This window comes from Kitasatospora sp. NPDC088779 (assembly GCF_040685395.1).
GTDB lineage: Bacteria > Actinomycetota > Actinomycetes > Streptomycetales > Streptomycetaceae > Kitasatospora.
The window spans coordinates 1-23,657 of record NZ_JBFBHW010000043.1 but is presented as its reverse complement, the minus strand read 5'-3'; the positions used below and the strand labels follow the sequence as shown (position 1 = coordinate 23,657).

The following is a 23,657-nucleotide window of genomic DNA, read 5'->3' as shown; positions in this document are numbered from 1 at the left end:
CCGCACCCGCGCCATCCCGCGCTGTCTCCGGCGAACGCCTGACGTGCCCGCCCGGCGCCTTCACACTGGTGGTGAAAGACGCAGGCCGACCTGCGACCGCGAAACCCCGAAGGTGCACATGAGTGAGCGATTCGCCGCGTTGGACGACCTGGCCGAGCGGTGGGGCCTGAGCGGCCTGGAACTCGTCGGCCAGGGACTGGAGTTCTCCGTGTTCCGGGCGCAGGCGCGGGACGGGCAGCCCGTCGCGGTGCGGCTCGCGCGCCAGCGGTTCGAGTCGAACGCCAACGACCCCCACGTGGACACCCGGACCCTGCTCCGGCAGGAGTACGCCATCGCGAAGCACCTGGCCGCCCACGGCCTGCCGGTCGCGCAGCCGAGGGAGCTCGTCCTGGCGGACGACCCGGCCGCCCCCGACGTACTGCTGTCCGCCTACGTCCCCGACGACGGCTCGGACCTCGACTCCTTCGAGCTGGGTCACCTCCTCGCGCGGCTCCACCGGGTGCCGCCGCCGCAGCTGAGGCCCGTCGCGGCGGAGGGAACCGGCACGGCGGCGGCGATCGCCGCACGCATCGGGCGCCGCTGGGCCGAGATCGGCCGCCGCGTCGGCGACTGGCCCGAGCCGCCGGCCGCTTCCCTGATCGCCGGCCGCCTCGCCGGTTTCACCGAGGACAGCCTGCTGCACCTCGACGTGCGCAGCGCCAACATCCGCCGCCACCAGGGGCGGGCGGTCGCCCTGCTGGACTGGTCGAACGCCCTGCTCGGGGCCCCGGCCCTGGAGTTCGGCCGGCTCGTCGAGTACGCCCGGTACCCGGAGAACGACCTCGACCCGGCTGCGGTCCGCAGCGGGTACGCGAGGACGGCGACCGCCCCGGCCGACGACGATCCGTGCCTGGTCGTGGGCCGGCTGGACGCCGCGCTGATGCTGGCGCTCGTCTTCCTCTCCGAGGCGCCCGACGCCGGCCGGGGCCCGGCGGCGGCCGACCACGCCCGCGAGCTCGCGCTCAGGATGGGCGCGGGCCACGCGTGAGGAAGCCCGGGAGCAGGGCTCTCAGGGCCGGCCGAGGACGCGGTCGACGGCGATCTCGATGACCACCCGGTCCGGGTTCGCCCGGGGTTCGCGGTAGCGCTCGGTGTAGCGCCGCTCGGCGTCGGCGACCTGCTCCGGCTCGTCCCGGACGACGGCCACGCCCTCCAGGGTCGACCAGCGTGCCCGGTCCACCTGGCAGACCGCGACCCGCAGGCCCTGCGGGCCGGCCGCCGCCACGTTGCGGGCCTTGCGGCTGGTGCGGCTGGTGATCACCCGGGCCGTCCCGGTCTCCGGCTGGTACGTCACGCCGACCGGCACCACGTGCGGCGAGCCGTCCGGGCGAGCGGTGGTCAGGGTGGCGATGTGACGCTCCCGCCAGAAGGCGAGGAAGGCGTCGTCGAGGTCGCGGGGATCATGGGCCATGATCGCGATGCTACGGCCCCGGAGCACGCGCCGTGCTCCGGGGGCCGTTCATCGTCAGTGCCCGCGGGCGATCCAGTCCGGCAGGGCCGGGGCCTCGGCGCCGATGGTGGTCGGGTCGCCGTGGCCGGTGCGGACCACCGTCTCGGCCGGGAGCGACAGCAGCCGCTCACGGATCGAGTCGATGATCGTCGGGAAGTGCGAGAACGACCGGCCGGTCGCGCCCGGGCCCCCGTGGAACAGCGTGTCGCCGGTGAAGACGGTGCCGAGCTCCGGCGCGTACAGGCAGACCGCGCCCGGGGCGTGACCCGGGGTGTGCAGGACGGTCAGCTCGGTGCCGGCCACCTCGATCCGCTGCCCGTCGGCGAGTTCGCCGTCCGGGAGGCGCTCGGGGTGGGTGAGCTTCCACAGCGGCAGGTCGTCCGGGTGCAGCAGGATCGGCGCGCCGGTGCGGGCGGCGAGGGCCGGGGCGGCGTCGATGTGGTCGTTGTGCGCGTGGGTGGAGACGATCGCCAGCAGCCGGCGCCCGCCGAGCGCGGCCTCGATCGCGTCGGCGTCGTGCGCGGCGTCGATCACCACCGCCTGCTCGTCGTCGCCGACGATCCAGACGTTGTTCTCCACCTCCCAGCTGCCGCCGTCGAGTTCGAAGGTCCCGGCCGTCACCAGCCGGTCAATGCGCGGACTCATGCGCCCACCTCGCTTCGCTTGGCAGGTGCTTCGCCCGATGCGCACCTCTCGATGGTTCGCTCGCTACGCTCGCTCACAGGACCACGACCGAACGGAGCACGTCGCCCTGGTGCATGCGCTCGAACGCCTGCTCCACCGCGTCGAGTTCGATGGTCTCGGTGACGAACGCGCCGAGGTCCAGTCGGCCCTGGAGGTGGAGGTCGATCAGCATCGGGAAGTCCCGCGAGGGCAGGCAGTCGCCGTACCAGGAGGACTTCAGCGCGCCACCGCGGCCGAACACGTCGAGCAGCGGCAGCTCCAGCGTCATCTCCGGCGTGGGCACGCCGACCAGGACGACGGTGCCGGCGAGGTCGCGGGCGTAGAAGGCTTGCTTGTAGGTCTCCGGGCGGCCGACCGCCTCGACCACCACGTCCGCGCCGTTGCCGCCGGTCAGCTCCCGGATCGCCTCGACCGGGTCGGTGCTGCGGGAGTTGACGGTGTGGGTGGCGCCGAGCTTGCGGGCCGTCTCCAGCTTGCGGTCGTCGATGTCGACGGCGATGATCTTCGCCGCGCCCGCCAGCCGCGAGCCCATCACCGCCGCGCCGCCGACGCCGCCGCAGCCGATCACCGCGACCGAGTCGCCGCGGCCGACGCCCCCGGTGTTGATGGCGGCGCCGATGCCCGCCATCACACCGCAGCCCAGCAGGCCGGCGACGGCCGGCGAGACCGCCGGGTCGACCTTGGTGCACTGACCGGCCGCGACCAGGGTCTTCTCGGCGAACGCGCCGATCCCCAGCGCCGGGGACAGCTCGGTGCCGTCCAGCAGCGTCATCTTCTGCTTCGCGTTGTGGGTGTTGAAGCAGTACTGCGCGCGGCCGCGCCGGCAGGCGCGACACTGGCCGCACACCGCGCGCCAGTTGAGGACGACGAAGTCGCCCGGCTCGACCTCGGTGACGCCCTCGCCGACCGACTCGACGACGCCCGCCGCCTCGTGCCCGAGCAGGAACGGGAACTCGTCGTTGATGCCGCCCTCGCGGTAGTGGAGGTCGGTGTGGCAGACCCCGCAGGCCTGGATTTTGACCACCGCCTCGCCCGGCCCCGGGTCCGGCACCACGATCGTGGTCACCTCCACGGGCGCGCCCTTGGCGCGCGCGATGACTGCCTTGACCTGCTGGGCCATCCGATTCCACCTCCGTCGGCCGATGCGGCTCTGCACCGGCGTGACCTGCGACAAACGACTGCCCACGAAGCGTAGCGCCCGTAGCGACGGGCACCGACGGGGCGGGCCCGGTGATCCGGCTCACCGCACCTGCCGCGAGGGCGTCATATGCCGTCGAGATATCCGCCGGGCCCCCGGCGCGGCCCGCAGGACAGGGCGCGCGGGCGGCGCCGAGCGCCCGTCAGCGTGCCTCGAAGTGCCCGGAAAGGAGCGCCGTTGGCTGGAAGTGCCGCTGACGCGCGCGCCACCGCCCACGTACGGTCGTAGCAGAAGCGGTCCACGCGACCACGCTCAGCACATCCGCCCCACCCGACGGTGCGCCACCGCGCGCCGTCCGCGCCGAGGCGTACCGACCGTACGCCGTCGCACGATTCGCGCCATCCCCCGTTCCGGTCCGCGTTCGCCTTCGCTTCCGCCTTCGATCCGCCGTTCGTCCCACCCGATCCGCCGTTCGTCCCGATCTGCCGCCCCACCCGATCCGCCGTTCGTCCCGGTCCGCCGGACCCGGCCCGGGCCGAGCCGCCCGCCGGCCCGCCCCACCCGTCCCCGCACCATCCCGGTTCCACCCCCCGTCGGGCCGTCACGCGCGGCCCCCCGCCCTGGAGTCTGGAGTACGGATGTCCGCCGAGAACAGTGCGACCGGTGCCGGAACCGGCACCGTCCCGCTCATCCCGCTGCACTGCCTGCGCAGCCTGGAGCCCGGCCCGCCCCGGCTCGCCGCGCTGCCCACCGGCACGCCCGTCTGGCTGGTCAGCCGCCACGCGGACGTGCGGCAGGTGCTGACCGACCCGCGCCTGGGCCGCGCCCCGCTGTACGAGCCGGACGCGCCGCCGATCACCGCCATCCCCAACATCCTCGACGACCCGCAGGGCCTGCTGAACATCGACGGCACCGAGCACCAGCGGCTGCGCCGCACCGTGCAGCGGGCCTTCACCCCGCGCGCGATCGCCCGCTGGCGGCCCTGGGTCGCCTCGGTGGTCGAGGCCCTGATCGACGAGCTGATCGACCACGGCTCCCCCGCCGACATCGTGGCCGGCTACACCCGGCCGCTACCGGTCCACGTGATCAGCCGGCTGATGGGGCTGGACAACCTGGACGGCAAGAAGCTCGCGCACTGGAGCGACCACGCGCTCTCCGCCACCGCCTACACGGCCGAGGAGATCGCCACCGCCATGGCCGAGTTCGCCGGCTTCGGCGCCGCCGTGATCGCCGAGCGCCGCGCCGACCCCGGCGAGGACCTGGTCAGCAGCCTGCTCGCGGCCGCCGCCGAGGACGGATCGATCACCGAGCGGCAGCTGGTCACGCTGGTCATCGGCCTCGTCGTGGCCGGCCACGAGACCACCATGACCAGCCTTGGCAACGCGCTCGTCTACCTGCTCGCCGACGGCCGCGAGGCCTGGCAGCGGCTCGCCGCCGACGAGGCCAGCGCGACCGCCGCGACCGAGCAGATCCTGCGCGCCGTCCCGCTCGGCGACGCCAAGCACCTGCCCGGCCTGCTGCGCCGCACCATCGAGGACGTCGAGATCGGCGGGGTGGTCATCCCGGCCGGCAGCGTCGTCGCCGCCGACACCGGCGCCGCCAACCACGACCCGTCGGTCTTCACCGGGGACCTGCTCACCGAGCTGTTCTCCCCGCTGGCCGCGCCGATGCTGACCTTCGGGGCCGGGCCGCACCACTGCCTGGGCGCCTGGCTGGCCCGGATGGAACTCGAACTCGCCCTGCACCGCCTGGCCCGCCGGCTGCCCTCGCTGCGCCTGACCGGGCCCGTCGAGGAGATCGACTGGCGGAAGGGCCTGCTCACCCGCAGCCCCGAGACCCTCCAGGTCGCCTGGTGACGGCCACCCCGGGGACGGGCGCCGACGCGGTGGTCGTGCGGGTCGACCGGGACCGCTGCATCGGCTCCGGGATGTGCGCCCTGAGCGCCCCCGGCTCGCTGGTGCTCGGCGCCGACGGGCTGGCCGAGCCGGTGGCCGACTACGCGGCCGACGGCGCCGAGCTGACGGAGGCACTGGCCGACGCGGTCGACTTCTGCCCGGTCGAGGCGCTGACCCTCTACTCGGCCGCGGGCGGCTACCGGATCGCCCCGCCGGAGTGACCGCGCCCCGGCGCCGCCTGCCGCACCACGGCCGGCGGCGCCGGGGGCATCCCTGGATCGATGAGCCAGGCTAATCGACGGATGAGCTCATCGATCTTGTTCCGCCCTCGGCGCGGCTGATGGGCTGGCTCCATGACCGACGCCGACACCCTCGCGCCCCCGACCGCCCCCGGCAGCCCGCCCCGCTGGGCACCGATCACCGCCGTGGCCCTCGCCACCTTCACCGTGGTCTCCGCCGAGATGATGCCCGTGGGGCTGCTGACCCCCGTCTCGAAGACCCTCGGCGTCTCCGACGGCGTCACCGGGCTCTCCCTGACCATCACCGGGCTCCTCGCCGCCGCCCTGTCCCCGTTCGTTCCCGCGCTCATCGGGCTCCGGGACCGCAAGCACGTGCTGGTCGCCTTCATGCTGCTGCTGTCGCTGGCCAACGCGCTCACCGCGCTCGCCCCCGACTACCCCGTGCTGGCCGTCGGCCGTGTCCTGCTCGGCCTCGCGATGGGCGTCGTGTGGGGCATCACCGCGGGGCTGGGCCCACGCCTCGCCGACGGGCCGCGGATCGCGCTCGCCACCACGCTGATCTTCTCCGGCGTCTCCATCGCCTCGGTGCTCGGCGTCCCCCTGGGCACCTACCTCGCGGCGCTGCTCGGTTGGCGCTCCGCGTTCTGGGCCCTCGCCCTGCTCGGCGCGGTGTCCGCCGCCGTCCTCGCCCGCACGCTCCCCGCCCTCCCCGTCCACGAGCGCGGCCGGCTCGACCGGATCGCGGACGCGCTGCACAGCCGGGGAGTCGCCGCCGGACTCGCCGTCACGGCGCTGGTCGTGCTCGGCCACTTCACCGGCTACACGTACGTACGGCCGGTGCTCGAACTCGACGCGGGCCTGAGCAGCGGCGTCATCGCCGCCTGCCTGCTGGTCTACGGACTGGCCGGCGTCGCCGGGAACTTCACCCTCGGCCCGGCGGCCGGCCGGCGCCCCAAGGCTGCCGTGACCACCGCCCTCGCGGGCGTCGCGCTCGCCACCGCCCTCCTGCCGCTCCTCACCGGGAGCGTGGTGGCGGTGCTGATCGCGCTCGTCGTCTGGGGCGCCTCGTACGGCGGGGTCTCGATCTCCACCCAGACCTGGGTCCGGATCGCCGACCCCACCCGGATCGAGGCCTCGGCGGCGCTGTGGGCGGGCGTGTTCAACGCGAGCATCGCGCTGGGCTCGTTCGCCGGCGGCCTGGTCGTCGACCGGGCCGGGACCCACGCCGTGCTCCTCACGGCGTCGCTGATCACGGCGGCCGGACTGCTGCTCGCCGCCGTCACGCGCCCACGGCGGTGAGCGCCCGCACGAAGGCCCCGGCCAGCGGGTGCGGCGGCCGCTCGCCCTGCACCACCAGCAGCGTGGACGGCTCCAGGCCCGGCACCGGCAGATAGCGGATGTCCGGCCGCTGGACGTACGCCGTGCTCGCCTCGCACAGCAGCAGCCCCAGGCGGGTGCTGGCCACCGTCGACAGCCCCTCCTGGAGCGTGGCCGCGCCCGCCGGGTAGGCCAGCTCCCGCCCGTCCGGCGTCCGCCGCGGGGCGTTCGCCCGGCGCCAGTAGTCCGGGGCGGGCCCACGCGGTTCGATCAGCGCCAGCCCGGCCAGTTCGTCCGCCGAGACGCTCGCCGCCCCGGCCAGGCGGTGCCCGGCGGAGAGGGCGACGTACATCGGCTGCCGCGAGAACTCCAGCAGCACCCGCAGGCCGTCCTCCCGGCACGGGGACAGCACGATGGCCAGGTCGACCTCGCCCCGGCCCAGGTGGGAGAACGGATCGCCCCAGGACAGTTCGACGAGCTGGGCCGCCCCCTCCGCAAGGCCCGCGATCGCCCTGGCCACCGGCTCGTACACGGCGCACTGGAACCCCAGGCGCAGCGGCCGGTCCGTCGAGGCGGCCCGGGCGCGGGCCGCCTCGAAGCCCTCCCGGAGCCGGTCGACGGCGGGCACCACCTGCTCGGCCAGCTCGCGCCCCAGCTCGGTCAACTCGACCCGCCGGCTGGTGCGTTCGAACACCGGGGCGCCGACCCGGCCCTCCAGCCGCTTGATCAGCTGGGAGACCCGGCCCTGCGAGACGCCCAGGAGCTGCGCCGTCCGCCCGAAGTGCAACTGGCGCACCAGGACGGAGAAGCACTCCAGTTCCTGGAGCGGCAGCTCCGGGAGCACGGGGCCTGGCGTCGTCCGATCCACCCCGGCAGTCTAGGTGTTCCGACCTGTGAGGTCGGGAACGCCGCAGGCCAGTGCCGCGCGCAGCTCGGCGGCCGGGTCGCCCGCGTGGTACAGGCGTTCGCTCTCCTCGATGTGGTCCAGGAACTCCTGGTAGCGCAGCGCGTAGGACAGGTGGTACAGCGGCTCGACCAGCTCCAGCGCGCGCCACGGCCGGGATCCGGGCGCGTGCTCGCTCCAGGCCTTCAGCCAGACCTCGACGAGGTGCTGCCAGCGCTCCGGCGCGAGGTAGGCGCGCGGGCGCAGCCCGTCCAGGGCGGGGTGGCCGAGGCAGGAGTCGGCGTAGTCGACGACCACCGGACGCTCGCCGTCTGAGCGCCAGTTGCCGGGGTGGAAGTCGCCGTGCACCAGGGTCTCGGGGAGGCCGCAGGCCGCCAACTCCTCCAGCAGCGCCGGCAGTTCGGCGACCAGTCGGCGGACGTCGGCCAGTTCCCCGGGCGTCAGGTCGGTCTCGCCGGGGAGCCGGTCGAGCAGCGCCTGCGCCTGGGCGAGCAGGGCGCGGGGCGTCCGGTCGCGAAGCCCGGCCTTCGCCGCTCGCCCGTCGGCGGCCAGCGCCGCCTGGGCGGCGACCAGCCGGGGCACCACCTCCTCGACGGTGTCGAGGGACGGCGACCAGCAGTCCTCGCCGGGCACGTGGTCCAGCAGCAGCCGTCCGCCCGCCGGGTCGGCGGCCAGCACCGGCGGCACGAGGCCCGGGTCGACGCCGCCGAGCAGCGCGATCACCTCGCCCTCCCGGGCGTTGAAGGCGGGCGTCGTGGTCTTCAGCCAGGCGTCACGGCCGGTGGCCGTCGGGAGGCGGAGGAGGCCCGACAGGTTCCAGGTCCGGATCTGCCGCGCCGGGCCGGCGACCGGACGGCCCGCCCCGGCCAGCTCCGCCTCCGCCCAGGCCAGCGCCTCCCCCAACCCGGCCGGCGTGGCCCAGGCCGCGCGGCGCTCGGCGGGGCCGAGCAGCGCGGCCGTCCCGGCGTCCAGCGGCCGGGCCTCGACGGCCGTCGGCCGCTCCAGCGCCTCGGCGTGGTACCACACCTGCCCACCGTGCCCGCCGCGCCCGCCCTGCTCGCCCCGCCCCTCCACCAGCCGCAGCACCAGCACCGGCACCCCGGCGAGTTCGGCCGTCCGCGCCCCCACCCCGTCCACCGACGACCACCACCCGCCCGCCGCCTGGAACGGGCCCACGGCGCCGAAGTACTCGGCCCCGTGGGTGAGATGGACCGTGACGGTGCGTTCGCTCGCTCGCTGCATCCGGGCAGCTTCGCCCACCCGGGCCCGGTACGCGAGCGAATTTCCGGACGCCTCGGGCCGGGACCGGGCCGATCGCGTTCGCGCTACGGGATCGCCACCGCCGCGCCGGACACCCGGATCCGGCTGTCCGCCGTCCGCAGTTCCACGTGGAGCACGCCCGGGCGGCCCAGGTCCTCGCCCTGGTGGAGGGTCAGCACCGCCGGGGCCGCCGCCGCGCCCTGCTCCCGCAGGTAGGCGCCGAAGGCGGCCGCGGCAGCGCCGGTGGCCGGGTCCTCGACGACGCCGCCGACCGGGAAGGGGTTACGGACGTGGAAGACGTCCGCGGCCTCGCGCCAGACGAGTTGGAGGGTCACCAGGTCGCGGGCCCGGGTGTAGGCGGCGAGGCCGTCGAAGTCGTAGTCGAGGCGGGCCAGGCGGTCACGGGTGGCGGCGGCGAGGACGAGGTGGCGGGCGCCGGCGTAGGCGATCCGGGGCGGCAGGGTCGGGTCCAGGTCGGTGCGGGCCCAGCCGAGCAGGGCGAGGACTTCGTCGACGTCGGCCTCGGTCACGTCCTCCACCTGCGGCTCGACACTGGTCAGGGTGGCGCGCAGCACGCCCTCCGCGTCCTGGTCGACCTGGACGGGGACTTCGCCCGCGGCCGTCGTGAAGACGTACTGCCCGGGGCCGGTGCGGGCGGCGAGCGCGACGGCGGAGGCGACCGTGGCGTGGCCGCAGAACGGCACCTCGGTGAGCGGGCTGAAGTACCGGACTCCGTAGGCGCCTTCGGTCGCTCCCGCGGTCAGGAAGGCCGTCTCGGAGTAGCCGAGCTCGGCGGCGATGGCGAGCATCCGCTCGTCGGTCAGGCCTGCGGCGTCGAGTACGACGCCCGCCGGGTTGCCGCCCTCGGGGCGGGTGGTGAAGGCGGCGTAGCGCAGGATGCGGGGTGAGGCGTCGTCGGTCATGCCCGGACGAACGCGTTCCGCTCCCCCGCTGTTCCCGCTCACCTGTTCCCGCTCACCTGTTCCCGCTCACCCGTTGCCGCTCACCCGTCGCCGGTCCGCCGGCCCGCCGGCCCGCCGGTCACCACGACACCGGTCACCGCAGCAACGCCTCCAGGAAGTCCGAGCCGAGCCGGGCGCTGCCGGACAGGTCGAGCTGGTAGAGCATGTACCGCCCGCGCCGCTGGGTGATGAGCAGCCCCGCCTTGCGCAGGACGGCCAGGTGCCGGGACACCTCCGGCGCGCTGAGCTGCCAGGTGGAGGCGAGTTCGCCGGTGGTGTGCGCGCCGCGGGCCATGGTGCGGGCCAGGCGCAGCCGGACGGGGTGGGCGAGGGCTTCCAGCCGCTGCTGGACGAGGGCCAGCGAGACGGGTTCGGGGATGCCCGCCTCGGCGACGGGGTACTGGAGGACGGGACGCCAGCCGGGGGTGTACACCACCACGAGGTGGGGCCGGCCGAAGGCGGTGGGGATGAGGGTGACGCCGCCGCCCTCGGTGCCGCTGGTGGCGTTGTCCTGGAGCTTGTCGATGACGATCCGCCGCCGCCCGTCGGCGCTCTGGTCGAGGGTGACGGAGGGTGAGACCGCGGCCAGCGCCTCGGCGGGGCCGCGCCGGGCCAGCAGATCGGCCTTGCGCCGGGCGTCCGCGGCGAGGGCGGGCAGGACGCGCTGCCAGGCGTCGGCGAAGAACGCGGACTCGCAGTCCTCCAGCATCCGCCGGACGAGGGCCCGCACGGCGGGCGGGTCGGCGAGCAGCCGGTCCGCGAAGGCGGCCTGCCGGGGGCCCCGGGCGAGCGCGAGTTCACGGGCCCGTTCGTTGGCCACCGGGTCGGTGAGCGGGGAGGGCGCCCGGCGGGCCGGCCGGGAGGCGCCGCAGGTGGTGACGAGGGCGGCGGCGACGTACAGCTCGTCGTCCATCCGGTCGACGGCGTCGAGCTCGGCGGCCAGGGTGGCGCCGGGCAGGCCGGGGACGAGGAAGTCGGCGCGGGAGGAGCGCCAGAGGAAGTCGGCCTCCAGCAGCCGCTCGGACAGCTCCGGCGGGATCGTCGCGGCGGTGCTGGACGCCCAGCCGTGCAGCGCGGGGTGGTGCGCGGGCTCGGCGAGGACGTCCAGCATCGCGGTCAGCTCGCCCAGCGGGGACGGTGTGAAGAGCAGGCGCTCGTCCGGCAGGCCGGTGATGTCGATGGTCACGCTCATGCGCCCGCCGTGCTCCTCCCGGCAGGGGCGTTCGCCCACCCGTGCCTCTCGATGATCGGTTCGCTCACGACGGCGATCCTGCCACCCGCCCGGATCCGCTCCCGCGTCGATTGACGGTTAGCGTCAATCCACGTGCCCGGCGGGCCGGGCAGGGCGGACGGTACCGGCCATGAGCCTGATCCAGGAGAAGTCCGTCCATGACCACGCCGCCGTCCGCGACGGCGTGCCGCCGGCCCCGCCGATCGGTGCGAGCCGCGGGGGCCCGTCCACGCTGCCGCGGCTGCTGACCGCCGCGGGCGGGCCCCGGTACGCGGCCGCGCTGGTGGTGGACGCGGTGGGCTCCGGCCTGCTGCGGCCGTTCCTGCTGCTGTACGGGATCGGGGTGCTGCACCTGGGCGCGGCGGCGGCGGGGCTGACGATGTCGGCGGGGATGGTGGCGGGCCTGCTGGTGGTGCCGCTGACCGGCCGGTGGATCGACCGCGGCACCCGGACCCTGCCGGCGGCGGCCACGTTGGCGGTGCGGGCGGCGGGCGCGCTGGCGCTGCTGGTCTCGGACGGCCTGCCGGGGTTCGTGGCGGCGTCGGTGCTGATCGGGGTGGGCAGCCAGTCCTGGCCGACCACGCACGCGGCGGTGGTCAGCACGCTGACCGAGGGCCGCCTGCGGGACGCCGCGCTGGCGGCCGGGCGGTCGCTGCGCAACGCGGGACTGGGCGCGGGGGCGCTGCTGGCCACGCTGGTGGTGACCGGCGGGGCGGGCGCGATCAGGGTGCTGGCCGGGGTGACGGGCGCGGCCTGCCTGGCCGCCGCCGCGCTGGTGCTGTCGCTGCGGGTGCGCGCGCCGCAGCGGGCCGCCGACCGGGCGGTGGACGTGCCGGAGCAGGGCGAGTCGCTGCGGCGGATCAGCCTGCTGAGCCTCGCCAACCTGCCGTACGCGTTCTGCTTCGACGTGCTGGAGGTGGCGCTGCCGGCGCTGCTGGTGCTGCACCTGCACGCCTCCCCGGCGTGGTCGTCGGGCGTGTTCGTGGGCAACACGGTGCTGGTGATCGCGCTGCAGCTGGTGCTGGTGCTGCGGCTCGCGGACCGTTCGCGGCGGGCGGTGCTGGCCGCCTCGGGGGTGACGCTGGCCCTGGCCTACCTGGGGTACTGGGCGGTCGGGTCGCTGGGCGGCACGGCGGGCGCGGCGGGCGTCGCGGCGGTCTCGGTGGTGTTCACGCTGGGCGAGATCCTCTACACCGGTGCGGGGACGGCCCTGGTGACGGCCGCCGCCCCGCCGCACCTGCTGGGGCGGGCGCTGGCGCGCTGGGAGCTGTCCTCTGGCGTGGGCCGGGCGGCGGCGCCGGCGGCGCTGACGGCGCTGCTCGCGGCCGGTCCGGGGGTGCTGTGGCCGGTGCTGGCCGGGGCGACCCTGCTGGGGGCGCTGGCGGTGCTGCGACTGGCCCCGAGGACGTGACGCCCACGGCGCGGGTCGGATCGGGCCCGGCCCCGCCCCTCCTCCGGATGCGGAGCGCACCCGCAAGGCCGATGCTGGCCGCGAGGCGTGCCCGGCAGCAGGAAGGACAACAGACCCATGAGTGCTCTCGACTTCGAGATCATCGACAGCCCCGACAGCTCGCTCAACAAGACCTCCGTCCTGGTCACCGGCCCGAAGGACGCCCTGCTGGTGGACGCCGGGTTCACCCGCTCCGACGGCCGCCGGCTGGTGGAGCGGATCCGCGCCGCCGGCAAGCGGCTGGCCGCGGTCTTCGTCAGCCACGGGGACCCGGACTTCTACTTCGGCGCCCAGGAGGTCCAGGACGCCTTCCCCCAGGCACGGTTCCTGGCCACCGCCTCCACCGTCGAGCACATCCAGGAGACGTTCGAGGGCAAGCTCAGGGCCTGGGCCCACCTCGGCCCGGAGCTGCCCACCCGGCTGGTCCGACCCGAGGTGCTACACGGGGACGAACTCGTCTTCGAGGGGCACCGGTTCGAGCTGCGCGGCGCCGACTTCCACCTGCCCGACCGGCACTACCTCTGGCAGCACCACCACCACGCCGTGCTCGGCGGCGTGCTGCTCTTCGAGGGCCTGCACGTGTGGACGGCCGACACCCCCGAACCGGCCCAACGCGCCGCCTGGATCGACCTGTTGGACGGGATCGAGGCACTCGAACCGGAGTTCGTCGCGGCCGGCCACCGCACCGCCGGCGCGGCCACCGACCTCACCTCCGTCCGTCACACCCGGGACTACCTGCGCGCCTTCGAGACCGAGATCGGCCGGGCCCCGGACGCGACCGCCGCGAAGGAGGCGCTGGAACGGCGCTTCCCCGACCTGGGGCTGAAGATCGCCGTCGACCTCGGCACCAAGGTCGCCATGGGCGAGATGGCCTGGGGCTGAGCGACGATGATCGAGATCCCGAGGGACACCGCCTCGTTCGCCGAGTCCTCCGCCCCGGCCGACGTGGTCCGCCGCCAGTACCTGGCCTCCGCCCACGGCGACCTGGCCGCGCTGCGCGCCACGCTCGCCGACGACGTGGAGTGGACCGAGATGGCCGGCTTCCCGCTGGCCGGCACCTACCGCACCCCGAAGGGCGTCACCGCCAACGTCATGGAGCGCCTGGCCGCCGCCTGGGAGAACTGGACGGCGCACGACGACACCTACGTGGTCGACGGCGAGAACGTGGTGGTGCTGGCCCGCTACACGGCCGTCCACAAGATCACCGGAAAGCCGCTCGCGGTGCGGGTCGCCCACCACTTCACGGTGCGCGGCGGCCGGATCGTCCGATTCGAGCAGTTCGCCGACACCGCGCTGGTCCGGGAGGCCATGACCCCGTAGCGAATTCCTTGACCGCGCCCGTAGCGGTTCGCGTTCACCCGTAAGGGGGAGCATGGCGCGGCGCGCCCGGCACGCCCTCGACACGCCACCCGGACGGCGGCAGGCTGGCCCCTGATTCCGGCCGGAGAGCGAGGAGTTCAGCATGGGCACGGGCACGGCGGGAACGGCGGAGGACGGCGGGCGCGAGCGGCCGATCGTGATCGTCGGGGCGTCCCTGGGCGGCGCGAAGGCCGCCCAGGCGCTGCGCGAGGCCGGGTACCGGGGCGGCATCGTCCTGATCGGCGACGAACACGAGCGCCCGTACGAGCGGCCGCCGCTGTCGAAGGGGTACCTGCTCGGCAAGACGCCCCGGGAGAAGATCTACGTCCACCCGCCGCAGTGGTACGGGGAGCAGGACGTCACGCTGCGGCTGGGCACGGCGGTGGCCGCGATCGACCCGGCCGGGCACACCGTGACGCTCACCGACGACGGCCGGATCGAGTACGCCAAGCTGCTGCTCACCACCGGCTCGACCCCGCGCCGGCTGCCGGTGCCGGGCGCGGACCAGGACGGCGTGCTCTACCTGCGCCGGGTCGAGGACAGCGACCGGATCAAGGCCGTGCTGCGCCCGGGCGCGCGGGTCGCGGTGATCGGCGCGGGCTGGATCGGCCTGGAGGTGGCGGCCGCGGCCCGGGAGGCCGGCGCCGAGGTGACGGTGCTGGAGGCCGCCGAACTGCCGCTGCTGCGGGTGCTGGGCCGGGAGGTGGCGCAGGTCTTCGCCGATCTGCACCGCGACCACGGCGTCCAGCTGCGGTTCGGCGTCGAGGTCACCGAACTGACCGGCTCCGGCGGCGCGGTGAGCGGCGTGCGGCTGGGCGACGGCACGACGGTGCCGGCCGACGCGGTGGTGGTCGGCATCGGCATCACCCCCGCGACCGGCCTGGCCGAGGCCGCCGGGCTGGAGATCGACAACGGCGTCAAGACCGACCAGCAGCTGCGCACTTCCGACCCGGACGTCTACGCGGCCGGCGACGTCGCCAACGCCTACCACCCGCTGTTCGACACGCACCTGCGGGTCGAACACTGGGCCAACGCCGTCAACCAGCCGCAGACCGCCGCCCGCGCGATGCTCGGGCACCCGGACGCGGTGTACGACCGGATCCCGTACTTCTTCAGCGACCAGTACGACCTCGGCCTGGAGTACGTCGGCTACGTCGAACCGGACGGCTACGACCAGGTGGTGTTCCGGGGCGACCCGGCCACCCGCGAGTTCATCGCCTTCTGGCTGGCCGACGGCCGGGTGCTGGCGGGGATGAACGTCAACGTCTGGGACGTCACCGACCCGATCCGCGAACTGGTGCGCTCCAGGCGGGTGGTGGACCCGAAGGCGCTGGCCGACCCGGACACCCCGCTCGGCGAGGTCTGACGTACGCGCGCTGCCCTGGGACCCCGCCACCCCTTTCCGGAGTGGCGGGGTCTCCTGGCCGACCGCTCCCTGATGAAGCTGTTGAAAGCACGCCCGGCCTGTACCAGTTCGACCTGATCGACACTTACCGGCAATCCGGGGTGAGTCGGGCAGTCAGAGCAGGATCTTCAAGAGGCTTCCAGGGATCCGGCCAATGGCTTCGGGTCAGGTCCGCTTGCGGCTCGCGATCTCGTCAGCGAGCTGCTGCACGTGGGCGGGGTCCGCGTCCCGGGCAAGGGCGACGTAGTGGTCCATGACGGCCGGCCGGTAGCGCACGGGGAACGTCTGTCCTGGGGCGAGTCGGGTGAGCTCGGTGATCGTGAGGCCTTCGTCCGCGATACCGCGGAACGAGATGCCGCCGGCGGTCTCCACGTCGAGCATCAGGACCACGCGTGGACTGCTGTTGACCTCCCGCCAGTCGACGAGAACGCCGAGCGCAAGCGCCCCCGTACGCAGTTCCGCATTGCGCTTCCGTGCATCACTGCTCAGGAACGGGTTCGGGGCGACGCCCGGGAAGTCGGGCCCGACACCGAGCGATTCCCGACTCAGGTCGGGCCTGAGCTGCGCCATCAGATCGTTGAGCTTCTTCTGCGAACCGAACATCCTGGCCCTCCCTCACACCGGCGCCGGAATCTCGGCCTGGCGCTTCGTATTCACTGCGATGGTATGTCGCGGCCATTCCCGACCTCCGGCGCATCGCCCCGTCCCGATGGGGTCGCCGTCTGCGGTCGCGGAGGGACTCGGTCGGTGCACCTGCCTGTCGGACGAGCCACGTCCACACGCCGACAGGAGGACCAAGCCGTGATCGATACTGACCCCAACAGTGCGTCCCGGGCAACACCGTACGGTGCCGCGATCCTGTGCGGAGCGGCCGTCACGCTGATCAACTTCTTCTGGACCGTCGGCCAGTGAACATCAACGCACAGAGCTCGACGATCCCGTCGTAGGCCACCCTGGTCTCATCCCGGTGTTTCAACACAGGCAGGAATCAAAGAGAGGATCTACCGCGACCACCGAGCCTCAGCGGTTCAAGTCTTCGTACAGCGACAACGGCGGCGCTTGCGTAGAGGTGGCCGCCAACGTCCCCGGTGTTGTCCCCGTCCGCGACTCGAAGGACCCCGAGGGCCCGGCCCTCGCCTTCTCCCCCGATGGCTTCGCGGCCTTCGTTGCCGCCGTCCGTACCGGCGAGTTCGGCGACGTCTGACGTACGCGCGGCGCCCTGAGGGCCCCGTCACCCCTTTTTCCGGAGTGGCGGGGCTCCGCCGTGAACTGGGCGGGTTCCAGGCGTCAGGAGTCCCTGCGGTCGGCAATACTGGGGTGTCCGGGGGCGATTCGGACAGGGAGGCGCGGTGGGCGGGACGGCCGGATTCGCCGTGGTGGTGTTCGGCGGCCTGGGCGGCGTGGTCGCCTACCTCGCCGGGGTGGTCGGCCTACGCGACCTCCGGCGGCTGCACCGGGTCGGCGTCCCGGCCCTGGCCCTGGTGCGCGCCCGCGTCCCCGCCCCGGAGGACCGCGCGCTGCCGCCGCGCCCGCTGCTGCAGTTCGAGACCGAGGACGGCCGGGTGGTGGAGGTCTTCTCCCCCGTCCCATCCACCCCGCGCCACCCGCTGCCGGACGGCGGCCACGTGCAGGTCCGCTACGATCCAGCCGACCCCCGGCAGGTCCTGGTGGAAGGCCGCGAGCGCAGACCCCTGGAGTACGGCTTCGTGGCGCTCGGGCTGCTGATGGTGCTGGCCGCGATCACACTGGCGGTCGCCGTCCTGTGAGGCTGCCCGCCTGAATCGTCTTCGAGAACGAGGCCGGGTTCGCGATGACGCCGCCGCGCGCCCGCACCTGGGGCCAGCGCGGACACACACACCCGTCGTCCGCGTCCGGGGACGCTCCCGCCGCCGGATCTCGGCGGCGCGCCTTCGTGCCGCGCGCGGCGTGGTCGAGCCGATTCCGCGGCACCGCCGAAACACCGGCGCTCCGGCGGTTCGACCACGGTATTCCGGCGCTCCGGCGCCGGCCGGAACAGCCGGGGCGAATATGACGCGCAGTCATCGGAAAGTCACGCATTCTCATGGTCGGCGCACACCCGCGATATTCGAGGCCCGATTCCCACGGACGGATCTCCGTAGCCGGTTCGTCACGTCCCGCATTCGCTCCGCCCGGAATTCCACGCGCGACACGCGGCCCGCGCGGGCCTTCCGGGCGGGCCTTCGGGCAGTCCTTCAGGCAGGGCTTCCGCGCAGGCCTTCCGGACGGGGCGCGGACACCCTGGCCGTCGGCCCGGCCTCGGCTAGACGTCGAGAGCGGCCTCGATGCGCTTGAGACCGTGCCGGGCGAGCGCGAGGTTGGCGCGCGAGCGGTCCAGCGCCAGGTAGAGGAAGAGCGAGCCGTGACTGCGGGTCAGCGGGCGGATCAGGTGGTACTGGGTGCCGAGGGTGATCAGGATGTCCTCGATGACATCGTCGATCGACAGCGCGGCCAAGGCGCGTATCTTCGCACGAACGACCTCGGTGTTGGCGGCGGCCGCAATCTCCAGGTCGAGCTGCTGCCCCCCGCCGAGGAACCCGAGCGACATGCCGCTATCGTAGTCGGCCACAGCCACTCCGATGGCCCCCTCGATGGCCATCGCGTCCTTGAGTGCGTCGTCAATGTTCATGCGCTGTTCGTCCTTTGCGTGACTTCCGGGCAGAACTCCCGTGTGCAGGAACAAAATAGCAAGAAGTCACCGGTTGTGGTCGCCTCGTGAAAATGATGGAATAAAGTACGCTACCGGGGTTCAGAACGTGAAGGGGTACTGGTGCGCGCACTCGAAGCTTCCCTCTCCGATGTGCTCGGCTCCCCCGGAGTGGTCGGTGCCGCGCTCGTCGACGCCGTCACAGGTCTCAGCTACCAGTCCGCCGGGGACCACCGGCTGCTCGGGACCGGGGCCGAACTCGCCGAGCTGACCAACCTGATCGGCGAGCGGCTGTACGAGGCAGGGGCGGAGAGCGAGTTGGAGAGCCTGGTGGTCACCAGCACCCGCCATCACCAGGTCGTCCAGGTGGTGTCCCGGAAGGGCGACCCCCTGCTGCTGGCCACCGTGCTGGACCGGGAACGGACCAACCTGGCGCTGGCCGTCCGCCAGACCGCCGACCGCGCGCAGGACTTGCTGGCATGACCGACCCGTCCCACGACACGGCGCCGCCCGCCATCCCCGCAGCTCCCACGACGCCGGCTCCGCCCACCGCGCGCAACGTGCCCGCGCTGCTGCTCGCGCTGCGCCGGACGGAGTTCACCGGCTCGGTCACCGTCTCCAGCGCACCGGGCGGCACGATCCACCTGGAGCAGGGTCTGGTCACCGCGATCGAGACCCCCGGGGCCCCGACCGCCGCGACCCTGCTGCTGAAGTCCCGGCGCGTCGGCGAGGAGGAGTGGGCGTCCGCCGAGGTGGCCGCGTCCGTCGGCCGGCCGGCCGACGCTCCCCCGACCTGGGGCGGCGACCTCGGCGCGGCCCTGGTGGCTCAGGGGTCGATCGGCGCCGCCGAGCTCGAAGCCGTCTGCGCCGCCGCCGCCTTCGACGGGGCCTTCGCCCTGGTGCTGAGCCCGCCCGGCAGTTGGGAGACGGCCGAGGCGGCGCCGCCTGCCAGGATCGCGCTGCGCCCGGGCATCGAGCCGGAGCGGCTCTTCGCGGAGACCGCCCGGCGGACGGCCCTGCTGACCCGCCTCTGGGGACCGCCCGGCGAACTGGCCCGCATCCGGATCCGTCCTGCCGCCCGGGCCGAATCCGGCGCGCTGCGGATCCCGGTCCGCTACCGGGAGATCCTGGCCGCCGCCACCGGCCGCCGCACCGCGCGCGACCTCGGCTTCGCCCTGGGACGCGGTGTGTTCGCGGTACTCCTCGACGTCGTACGGATGGACGCCCGGCACCTGCTCCACCGGGAACCGAAGCACCCGGCTCCCCTGGCACCGAGCGTGGCCCCGCGCATAGCGACGAGCGAACCGCCGCCGGCCGACACCGGGCCGCTGCCGCGCCGCGTCCGCAGCGGACGCGGCGCGGGTGGTCCGGGCGGCCCCGGCGGCCGGCCCGCCCGATCCGAGGGAGCGGCGGCGGCTTCCGACGGCCCACCGAACGCACACCGCGCCGAGCACACCGCGCGTATCGAGACGACCGAGCAGAGTGAGAAGAGCGCACCATGAGCAGCCAGACACCGACCGCCGTACTGGTCGACGAGTTGAAGTCCCTCCGCGACCGGGTCATGGGCATCTCGGAGAGTGTCATCTCCACCACCGACGGCCTGTTGGTGGCCGCCGACACGGCCGCCGTCCACCCCGAGTCGGCCGCCGCCCTGTCGGCCGCCATGCTCGGCCTCGGCCGGCGCACCGCGGCCGAGGTCGGCGTGGGCGGCCTGCGTGACGTGGTCACCCGCTGCAACAGCGGCTACGTCGTGGTGCTGGCGATCGGGGAGCAGGCGCTGCTGATGATCCTGGGAGACGAGGGCCTCGACGTCGCCGGCCTGCACCGCGAGTCGCCCGCCACGGTCCGCCGCCTGAGCGAGCTGCTCGGGATGGTCCCCGCGGTCTAGGGCGTGTTTCATAATTCCCGCCGGGCGCGCGAATTATGAAACACGCCCTAGTCCCAACGCCGTTCAGTTACAGCAATCAGGGGCGATCGGGCCGGTCGCCGCGCAGGGCCTCGACCAGCCGCCGGGCCCGGGTCTCCTCCGAGAGCAGCGCCTCCACCAACGGCCCGGTTCCCTGCCTGTCCGCCGCGCCGGACAGGTAGGCCTCGACCGCCCGCGGGTCGGCCGCGAGCGGCACCCGCCCGGCGGTGAGCGCGGCGTGGGCCCGGGCGTAGTCCAGGCCGAGCCGGGCCAGCCGCACTCCGCCCGCGTGCCGCTCGGCCGGATCCGCGCCGCCCTCGCCGGCCAACTGCGGGTGCCGGCAGGCGACTTCGTGCACGGCGAGAACGGCCAGCAGCACGTGTTCGGTGCCGGGCGCACGGCGGCCGAGGCGCTGCGCCTGCCCGTCGGCCTCCAGCCGGACCCAGGCCATCGGCGCGGCCGCGATGTTCACCTTGGCGAAGCCGGGTACCAGCAGCCGCTTCCAGCGCGGCAGCCGGTACGGCGTGCGGCCGAGCAGCGCGTCCCGGGTGGGGCGCAGCAGCGGGTCGAGGTCGTCGCGGTCGGGGGCGCCCGGGGCACCGGGACCGTCCGGCGCGTCGGGGCCGGCGGGCGCCGCCAGTCGCTCCAGCACCGCTCCCGGCGCGACGCCCGCCGCGCGCAGCAGTTCGACGGCCCGGGCGTGCGGATCGGCGAGCAGGGCGCGCAACAGGTGTTCGGCGCTGAACTTCCGCTCGCCGTCCTGTCGGGCCCGCTCCATGGCACCGGTCAGGGCGCGGGCGGCGGCGCCGCTGAGCAGCACGCCGCGCTCCCCGGTCGGGCCGAGCGCGTCGCGGGCCGGCACGCTCGCACCGGCCCCGTCGTCCGAGTCCCAGCGTGTCGCGTCGGCCCCGCCCTGGCGGTCGCGCAGGACGGCGAGCAGAGCGGTCGCGGTCGCCCCGGCGGCCGTCAGGGCCTCGCCGGCCGGGCCCTTCGCCCCGGCGACGGCGGCCAGCAGGTGTTCCGTCCCGAGGCGGCCGTCACCCCCGCCGCGCGCGCCCCGGGCCGCGCCCAGGACGCCGAGCGTGCGCCAGTCCGGTTCCAGCGTCGTCTCCATCCGGCCCCTCCCACCACGATGCTTTGCCCGAACTATATGCCTGCTTTGCTAGTCCTTTACACGTGACTGCGCGTCAAGGAAACGTCAGAACCAGCCGGTTCGGGGCACCGGCAACTCAGGGCGCGGAGGCCGGGTCGGCGGCGCTCACCGGGACGTCCGGGTGGCGGAACCAGGACCCCTGCACCACCCGCTGCACCAGCATCAGCACCGCGCCGAGCAGCAGCGCGCCCAGCCCGATCACCGTCACCCCGCCGACCCGGCCGACGCCCGGCAGGTCGATCGAGGTGGCGCCGTAGTCCGGATCGGCGTAGACGTCGAAGGCGCCGTAGGCGAAGAAGTACAGCAGCATCAGGCCGCCGACCAGCGGGAGCACGCCCTTGAAGACGAAGTCCCGGACGCTGCGGGTGAGGACCCGGCGGTAGTACCAGACGCAGGCGAAGCCGGTCAGGCCGTAGTAGAAGGCGATGCCCAGGCCGACCGAGGCGATCGAGTCGGCCAGCACGTTGCCGCTGATCGCGGTGAGCAGGACGTAGAAGGCGATCGACGCCAGGCCCATGGCGACCGTCGACCAGGTCGGGGTCCGGTGGCGCGGGTGCACCCGGGCGAAGCCGGTCGGGATGGCCCGGTGGGTGGCCATCGAGAAGGTGGTGCGGGCGGTGGGCAGGATCGTCGTCTGGGTGGAGGCGGCGGCCGAGGTCAGCACCATCAGGATCAGCAGCCGGCTGAGCACCGCGCCGATCCCGGTGGTGCCGAACACCGCGTCACCGAGGCCGGACAGCACGTCCCCCGAGTGCGCCGGGTTGCCGAGCCCGATGCCGTCCGCGCCGACCCCGGCGAAGGACTGCGCCGAGGTGGCGACCAGGACGTAGATGAGGAGCAGCAGCACGGTGGAGATGACGGCCGCGCGGCCGGGCGTGCGCGCGGAGTCGGCGGTCTCCTCGTTGACGGACACGGCGGTGTCCCAGCCCCAGTAGATGAAGACCGCGGCCAGCATGCCGGCGGTGAACGCCGAGGTCGAGGGCACGTTGAACGGGTTGAACCAGGACGCGTCGACGGGGATGGCGGTCGGGGGCGCGGCGGAGCCGTACGCCTTGACGAGCGCGGTGACCGAGAAGGCGACCAGCATCACCACCTCGACGGCCAGCAGCCGGCGTTGCAGGGTCGCGGACAGCTCGATGCCGACGTAACAGATCGCGGTCATCAGGACGATCCAGACCACCCCGGCGGTGGCCGTCCACACCCGGCTGTCCGCGAGCGAGTCCAGGCCGACCAGCCGGAAGCCGTACACCCCGGCGATCTGCGCCAGGTTGGCCATCACGATGACATCGGCGACGACGATGCCCCAGCCGCCCATCCAGCCGGTGCGCGGGCCGAACGCCCGGGCGGCCCAGGTGAAGGTGGTGCCGCAGTCCGGGTCGGCGGCGTTGAACTCCTTGTAGGCGTAGGCGATCAGCAGCATCGGGATGAACGCCAGGACGGTGACGACGGGTGCCTGGAGGCCGACCCCGACCACGACGATGCCGAGGGTCGCGGCGAGGCTGTAGGCGGGGGCGGTGGAGGCGAGGCCGATGCACACCGAGGACAGCAGGCCCAGGGCGCCGCTCTTCAGGCCCTTCTCGCCCGCCCCGGAACCCGTCGGACGGTCACGGGGACCGCCGGTCGGGGGGCTGGTCGGGGACGCCGGCACTGGCCCCACCCCCTTGGGTGCGCAGCGGGGGCCGCGAGGACGGATCTGGTCGTCTCAGCGTAACGCCGCCCTCGGCGGGCGGCCCGGGGGCAGGACTTCCGGGCCGCTGGGCCGCTGGGCTGCCGGGCTGCTGGGCTGCTGGGCTGGACGGACGACGCGCGGCGCGGGCCGTGGTGCGGTCGCGGCGGTGCCCGCCTGGCTCGGCGGGCCCGCTGTCCGAACGGCGACCGCTCCGCCGCCACGGCGCCGCGCGCCTCCTACCTGTTTTCCACCGGTTGCCGAGGGCTCCGGAGTACCGGCCGGAGCCCTGGTCTCGGCGTGGTCCGCCCGCCGACCCGAAGGCCGGTGAGGGACCGTCTGTGGGGTTTCACCCGAGTTGGTCGAGGCGCAGCCGCGCCACCCGGACCGTCCGGCGCGGCAGGGTGGTGGGCAGGGCCACCAGCAGGGCGGTGGCGGTGAACATCGCGAAGTGCGAGCCCTCCGGCCAGGTCCCGGCCCAGCCCAGTTCACCGTGCCGGTGCTCGGCGAAAGCGTTGCAGCACAGCCAGGCCGCCAGTCCGATCAGCGGCGCCGCCCGGGGCCGGGAGAAGGCGCCGAGCATCGCGCACAGGCCGAGGTAGGCGACGTAGGCGAGCCCGCCGGAGTGCAGTTCGCCGAGCCCGCCGAGGCCCATCGCCAGGACGCCGCCGGCGAGCAGCGCCACCGTGCCCGAGGTCGGGGCGGAGAGCCGCTCCAGGACCGGGTGGTAGCGCCGTCCGCCCGGCCGGGCCGCGTACATCCGCACGCCCTACCCCTTCGCGGCGACGAGTTCGGGCGCCGGGCCGACCGGCAGGTGCCACCGGGTGCGCCGGTGCAGCGCCTCCAGCTCGTGCAGCAGCTCGGGCACCGGGACGGTCAGCACCGGGCAGCCCGCCTCGCGCGCGCAGTGCGCCGTGACCGAGCGCCGCAGCCG

Annotated in this window: 25 protein-coding genes; 13 read left to right on the top strand and 12 right to left on the bottom strand. The window is 74.4% G+C overall.

The genetic code is table 11. From position 1 onward, the window contains the following. The first annotated feature begins 118 nt into the window (after nucleotides 1-118). Entirely contained in the window at nucleotides 119-1,027 is a 909-nt protein-coding gene (locus AB0P03_RS30850; RefSeq protein WP_363631957.1) for a phosphotransferase, read from the top strand. 21 nt (nucleotides 1,028-1,048) lie between these two features. Here the strand turns inward: AB0P03_RS30850 and AB0P03_RS30845 are convergent, their stop codons facing one another. The 3 genes from AB0P03_RS30845 to AB0P03_RS30835 all read right to left on the bottom strand — a co-directional run bounded on the left by AB0P03_RS30845 (nucleotide 1,049) and on the right by AB0P03_RS30835 (nucleotide 3,293). Further along, a complete protein-coding gene (locus AB0P03_RS30845) occupies nucleotides 1,049-1,450 on the bottom strand; it encodes a TIGR03618 family F420-dependent PPOX class oxidoreductase (protein ID WP_063350534.1) in 402 nt (133 codons plus the stop codon). 54 nt (nucleotides 1,451-1,504) lie between these two features. Beyond that, nucleotides 1,505-2,134: an MBL fold metallo-hydrolase gene (locus tag AB0P03_RS30840; RefSeq protein ID WP_363617457.1), complete on the bottom strand. Its 630-nt coding sequence runs from the start codon at nucleotides 2,132-2,134 to the stop codon at nucleotides 1,505-1,507. A 73-nt stretch (nucleotides 2,135-2,207) separates the two neighbouring features. After that, nucleotides 2,208-3,293 carry an S-(hydroxymethyl)mycothiol dehydrogenase gene (locus AB0P03_RS30835; protein ID WP_363587547.1) on the bottom strand — a complete coding sequence of 362 codons (1,086 nt, stop codon included), beginning with the start codon at nucleotides 3,291-3,293 and terminating at the stop codon, nucleotides 2,208-2,210. Nucleotides 3,294-3,949: 656 nt separating this feature from the next. Between AB0P03_RS30835 and AB0P03_RS30830 the strand changes: the two genes are divergently transcribed. From AB0P03_RS30830 to AB0P03_RS30820, 3 genes are all read left to right on the top strand, one after another. Next, entirely contained in the window at nucleotides 3,950-5,167 is a 1,218-nt protein-coding gene (locus AB0P03_RS30830) for a cytochrome P450 (RefSeq protein ID WP_363587545.1), read from the top strand. Further along, nucleotides 5,164-5,427, top strand: coding sequence for a ferredoxin (locus AB0P03_RS30825; RefSeq protein WP_363631955.1), 264 nt, complete (start codon nucleotides 5,164-5,166; stop codon nucleotides 5,425-5,427). Before AB0P03_RS30830 ends, AB0P03_RS30825 begins: the two co-directional genes overlap by 4 nt. 132 nt (nucleotides 5,428-5,559) lie before the next feature. Further along, entirely contained in the window at nucleotides 5,560-6,744 is a 1,185-nt protein-coding gene (locus AB0P03_RS30820; protein WP_363631954.1) for an MFS transporter, read from the top strand. On the opposite strand, the gene AB0P03_RS30815 is transcribed toward AB0P03_RS30820, so the two are convergent. From AB0P03_RS30815 to AB0P03_RS30800, 4 genes are all read right to left on the bottom strand, one after another. After that, complete coding sequence (locus AB0P03_RS30815; protein ID WP_363587539.1) at nucleotides 6,725-7,630, bottom strand: LysR family transcriptional regulator; 906 nt, start codon at nucleotides 7,628-7,630, stop codon at nucleotides 6,725-6,727. The two genes, AB0P03_RS30820 and AB0P03_RS30815, sit on opposite strands and share 20 nt — an antisense overlap. Before the next feature lie 9 nt (nucleotides 7,631-7,639). Further along, entirely contained in the window at nucleotides 7,640-8,908 is a 1,269-nt protein-coding gene (locus tag AB0P03_RS30810; RefSeq protein ID WP_363631952.1) for an aminoglycoside phosphotransferase family protein, read from the bottom strand. Nucleotides 8,909-8,991: 83 nt separating this feature from the next. Next, nucleotides 8,992-9,849: a PhzF family phenazine biosynthesis isomerase gene (locus AB0P03_RS30805; protein WP_363631950.1), complete on the bottom strand. Its 858-nt coding sequence runs from the start codon at nucleotides 9,847-9,849 to the stop codon at nucleotides 8,992-8,994. A gap of 133 nt (nucleotides 9,850-9,982) precedes the next feature. Next, nucleotides 9,983-11,080, bottom strand: coding sequence for a DUF5937 family protein (locus AB0P03_RS30800; protein ID WP_363587533.1), 1,098 nt, complete (start codon nucleotides 11,078-11,080; stop codon nucleotides 9,983-9,985). 169 nt (nucleotides 11,081-11,249) lie between these two features. Between AB0P03_RS30800 and AB0P03_RS30795 the strand changes: the two genes are divergently transcribed. The 4 genes from AB0P03_RS30795 to AB0P03_RS30780 all read left to right on the top strand — a co-directional run bounded on the left by AB0P03_RS30795 (nucleotide 11,250) and on the right by AB0P03_RS30780 (nucleotide 15,294). Further along, nucleotides 11,250-12,530 carry an MFS transporter gene (locus tag AB0P03_RS30795; RefSeq protein ID WP_363631948.1) on the top strand — a complete coding sequence of 427 codons (1,281 nt, stop codon included), beginning with the start codon at nucleotides 11,250-11,252 and terminating at the stop codon, nucleotides 12,528-12,530. Between the two features lie 117 nt (nucleotides 12,531-12,647). Further along, nucleotides 12,648-13,451: an MBL fold metallo-hydrolase gene (locus AB0P03_RS30790; RefSeq protein ID WP_363631947.1), complete on the top strand. Its 804-nt coding sequence runs from the start codon at nucleotides 12,648-12,650 to the stop codon at nucleotides 13,449-13,451. A 6-nt stretch (nucleotides 13,452-13,457) separates the two neighbouring features. After that, nucleotides 13,458-13,889: a nuclear transport factor 2 family protein gene (locus AB0P03_RS30785; RefSeq protein WP_363587527.1), complete on the top strand. Its 432-nt coding sequence runs from the start codon at nucleotides 13,458-13,460 to the stop codon at nucleotides 13,887-13,889. Nucleotides 13,890-14,031: 142 nt separating this feature from the next. Continuing rightward, complete coding sequence (locus AB0P03_RS30780; RefSeq protein WP_363617478.1) at nucleotides 14,032-15,294, top strand: FAD-dependent oxidoreductase; 1,263 nt, start codon at nucleotides 14,032-14,034, stop codon at nucleotides 15,292-15,294. 204 nt (nucleotides 15,295-15,498) lie between these two features. On the opposite strand, the gene AB0P03_RS30775 is transcribed toward AB0P03_RS30780, so the two are convergent. Continuing rightward, nucleotides 15,499-15,936 (bottom strand): hypothetical protein, encoded by a 438-nt coding sequence (locus tag AB0P03_RS30775; protein WP_363631946.1) that lies wholly within the window; start codon nucleotides 15,934-15,936, stop codon nucleotides 15,499-15,501. A gap of 364 nt (nucleotides 15,937-16,300) precedes the next feature. Here AB0P03_RS30775 and AB0P03_RS30770 point away from each other — a divergent pair, with 364 nt between their 5' ends. Beyond that, nucleotides 16,301-16,537 carry a DUF397 domain-containing protein gene (locus AB0P03_RS30770; protein WP_363631944.1) on the top strand — a complete coding sequence of 79 codons (237 nt, stop codon included), beginning with the start codon at nucleotides 16,301-16,303 and terminating at the stop codon, nucleotides 16,535-16,537. A gap of 145 nt (nucleotides 16,538-16,682) precedes the next feature. Then, complete coding sequence (locus AB0P03_RS30765) at nucleotides 16,683-17,099, top strand: DUF3592 domain-containing protein (RefSeq protein ID WP_363631942.1); 417 nt, start codon at nucleotides 16,683-16,685, stop codon at nucleotides 17,097-17,099. 515 nt (nucleotides 17,100-17,614) lie between these two features. Here the strand turns inward: AB0P03_RS30765 and AB0P03_RS30760 are convergent. After that, on the bottom strand, nucleotides 17,615-17,980 hold the full coding sequence (locus tag AB0P03_RS30760; RefSeq protein WP_363587517.1) for a hypothetical protein: 366 nt from the start codon (nucleotides 17,978-17,980) through the stop codon (nucleotides 17,615-17,617). 141 nt (nucleotides 17,981-18,121) lie between these two features. Between AB0P03_RS30760 and AB0P03_RS30755 the strand changes: the two genes are divergently transcribed. From AB0P03_RS30755 to AB0P03_RS30745, 3 genes are read left to right on the top strand one after another with little or no spacing between them, the layout of a single operon-like run. Then, nucleotides 18,122-18,481 (top strand): hypothetical protein, encoded by a 360-nt coding sequence (locus tag AB0P03_RS30755; RefSeq protein WP_363587515.1) that lies wholly within the window; start codon nucleotides 18,122-18,124, stop codon nucleotides 18,479-18,481. Then, nucleotides 18,478-19,500 (top strand): hypothetical protein, encoded by a 1,023-nt coding sequence (locus tag AB0P03_RS30750; RefSeq protein WP_363631940.1) that lies wholly within the window; start codon nucleotides 18,478-18,480, stop codon nucleotides 19,498-19,500. Before AB0P03_RS30755 ends, AB0P03_RS30750 begins: the two co-directional genes overlap by 4 nt. Next, nucleotides 19,497-19,886 (top strand): roadblock/LC7 domain-containing protein, encoded by a 390-nt coding sequence (locus AB0P03_RS30745; RefSeq protein WP_063350516.1) that lies wholly within the window; start codon nucleotides 19,497-19,499, stop codon nucleotides 19,884-19,886. The genes AB0P03_RS30750 and AB0P03_RS30745 overlap by 4 nt, the downstream gene beginning before the upstream one ends. Nucleotides 19,887-19,962: 76 nt before the next feature. On the opposite strand, the gene AB0P03_RS30740 is transcribed toward AB0P03_RS30745, so the two are convergent. From AB0P03_RS30740 to AB0P03_RS30730, 3 genes are all read right to left on the bottom strand, one after another. Next, nucleotides 19,963-21,018 carry a Clp protease N-terminal domain-containing protein gene (locus AB0P03_RS30740; protein WP_363631938.1) on the bottom strand — a complete coding sequence of 352 codons (1,056 nt, stop codon included), beginning with the start codon at nucleotides 21,016-21,018 and terminating at the stop codon, nucleotides 19,963-19,965. Between the two features lie 115 nt (nucleotides 21,019-21,133). Next, nucleotides 21,134-22,705, bottom strand: coding sequence for an APC family permease (locus AB0P03_RS30735; RefSeq protein ID WP_363589129.1), 1,572 nt, complete (start codon nucleotides 22,703-22,705; stop codon nucleotides 21,134-21,136). 367 nt (nucleotides 22,706-23,072) lie between these two features. Continuing rightward, nucleotides 23,073-23,489, bottom strand: coding sequence for a hypothetical protein (locus AB0P03_RS30730; RefSeq protein ID WP_363631936.1), 417 nt, complete (start codon nucleotides 23,487-23,489; stop codon nucleotides 23,073-23,075). Between the last annotated feature and the right edge of the window lie 168 nt (nucleotides 23,490-23,657).

Bases quoted from the DNA above. Each gene is read 5' to 3' on its own strand.
- AB0P03_RS30795 (WP_363631948.1), top strand. From the start codon at position 11,250: ATGAGCCTGATCCAGGAGAAGTCCGTCCATGACCACGCCGCCGTCCGC.
- AB0P03_RS30805 (WP_363631950.1), bottom strand. From the start codon at position 9,849: ATGACCGACGACGCCTCACCCCGCATCCTGCGCTACGCCGCCTTCACC.
- AB0P03_RS30790 (WP_363631947.1), top strand. From the start codon at position 12,648: ATGAGTGCTCTCGACTTCGAGATCATCGACAGCCCCGACAGCTCGCTC.
- AB0P03_RS30850 (WP_363631957.1), top strand. From the start codon at position 119: ATGAGTGAGCGATTCGCCGCGTTGGACGACCTGGCCGAGCGGTGGGGC.
- AB0P03_RS30830 (WP_363587545.1), top strand. From the start codon at position 3,950: ATGTCCGCCGAGAACAGTGCGACCGGTGCCGGAACCGGCACCGTCCCG.
- AB0P03_RS30845 (WP_063350534.1), bottom strand. From the start codon at position 1,450: ATGGCCCATGATCCCCGCGACCTCGACGACGCCTTCCTCGCCTTCTGG.
- AB0P03_RS30775 (WP_363631946.1), bottom strand. From the start codon at position 15,936: ATGTTCGGTTCGCAGAAGAAGCTCAACGATCTGATGGCGCAGCTCAGG.
- AB0P03_RS30745 (WP_063350516.1), top strand. From the start codon at position 19,497: ATGAGCAGCCAGACACCGACCGCCGTACTGGTCGACGAGTTGAAGTCC.
- AB0P03_RS30750 (WP_363631940.1), top strand. From the start codon at position 18,478: ATGACCGACCCGTCCCACGACACGGCGCCGCCCGCCATCCCCGCAGCT.
- AB0P03_RS30785 (WP_363587527.1), top strand. From the start codon at position 13,458: ATGATCGAGATCCCGAGGGACACCGCCTCGTTCGCCGAGTCCTCCGCC.
- AB0P03_RS30840 (WP_363617457.1), bottom strand. From the start codon at position 2,134: ATGAGTCCGCGCATTGACCGGCTGGTGACGGCCGGGACCTTCGAACTC.
- AB0P03_RS30835 (WP_363587547.1), bottom strand. From the start codon at position 3,293: ATGGCCCAGCAGGTCAAGGCAGTCATCGCGCGCGCCAAGGGCGCGCCC.
- AB0P03_RS30740 (WP_363631938.1), bottom strand. From the start codon at position 21,018: ATGGAGACGACGCTGGAACCGGACTGGCGCACGCTCGGCGTCCTGGGC.
- AB0P03_RS30760 (WP_363587517.1), bottom strand. From the start codon at position 17,980: ATGAACATTGACGACGCACTCAAGGACGCGATGGCCATCGAGGGGGCC.
- AB0P03_RS30800 (WP_363587533.1), bottom strand. From the start codon at position 11,080: ATGAGCGTGACCATCGACATCACCGGCCTGCCGGACGAGCGCCTGCTC.
- AB0P03_RS30780 (WP_363617478.1), top strand. From the start codon at position 14,032: ATGGGCACGGGCACGGCGGGAACGGCGGAGGACGGCGGGCGCGAGCGG.
- AB0P03_RS30810 (WP_363631952.1), bottom strand. From the start codon at position 8,908: ATGCAGCGAGCGAGCGAACGCACCGTCACGGTCCATCTCACCCACGGG.
- AB0P03_RS30820 (WP_363631954.1), top strand. From the start codon at position 5,560: ATGACCGACGCCGACACCCTCGCGCCCCCGACCGCCCCCGGCAGCCCG.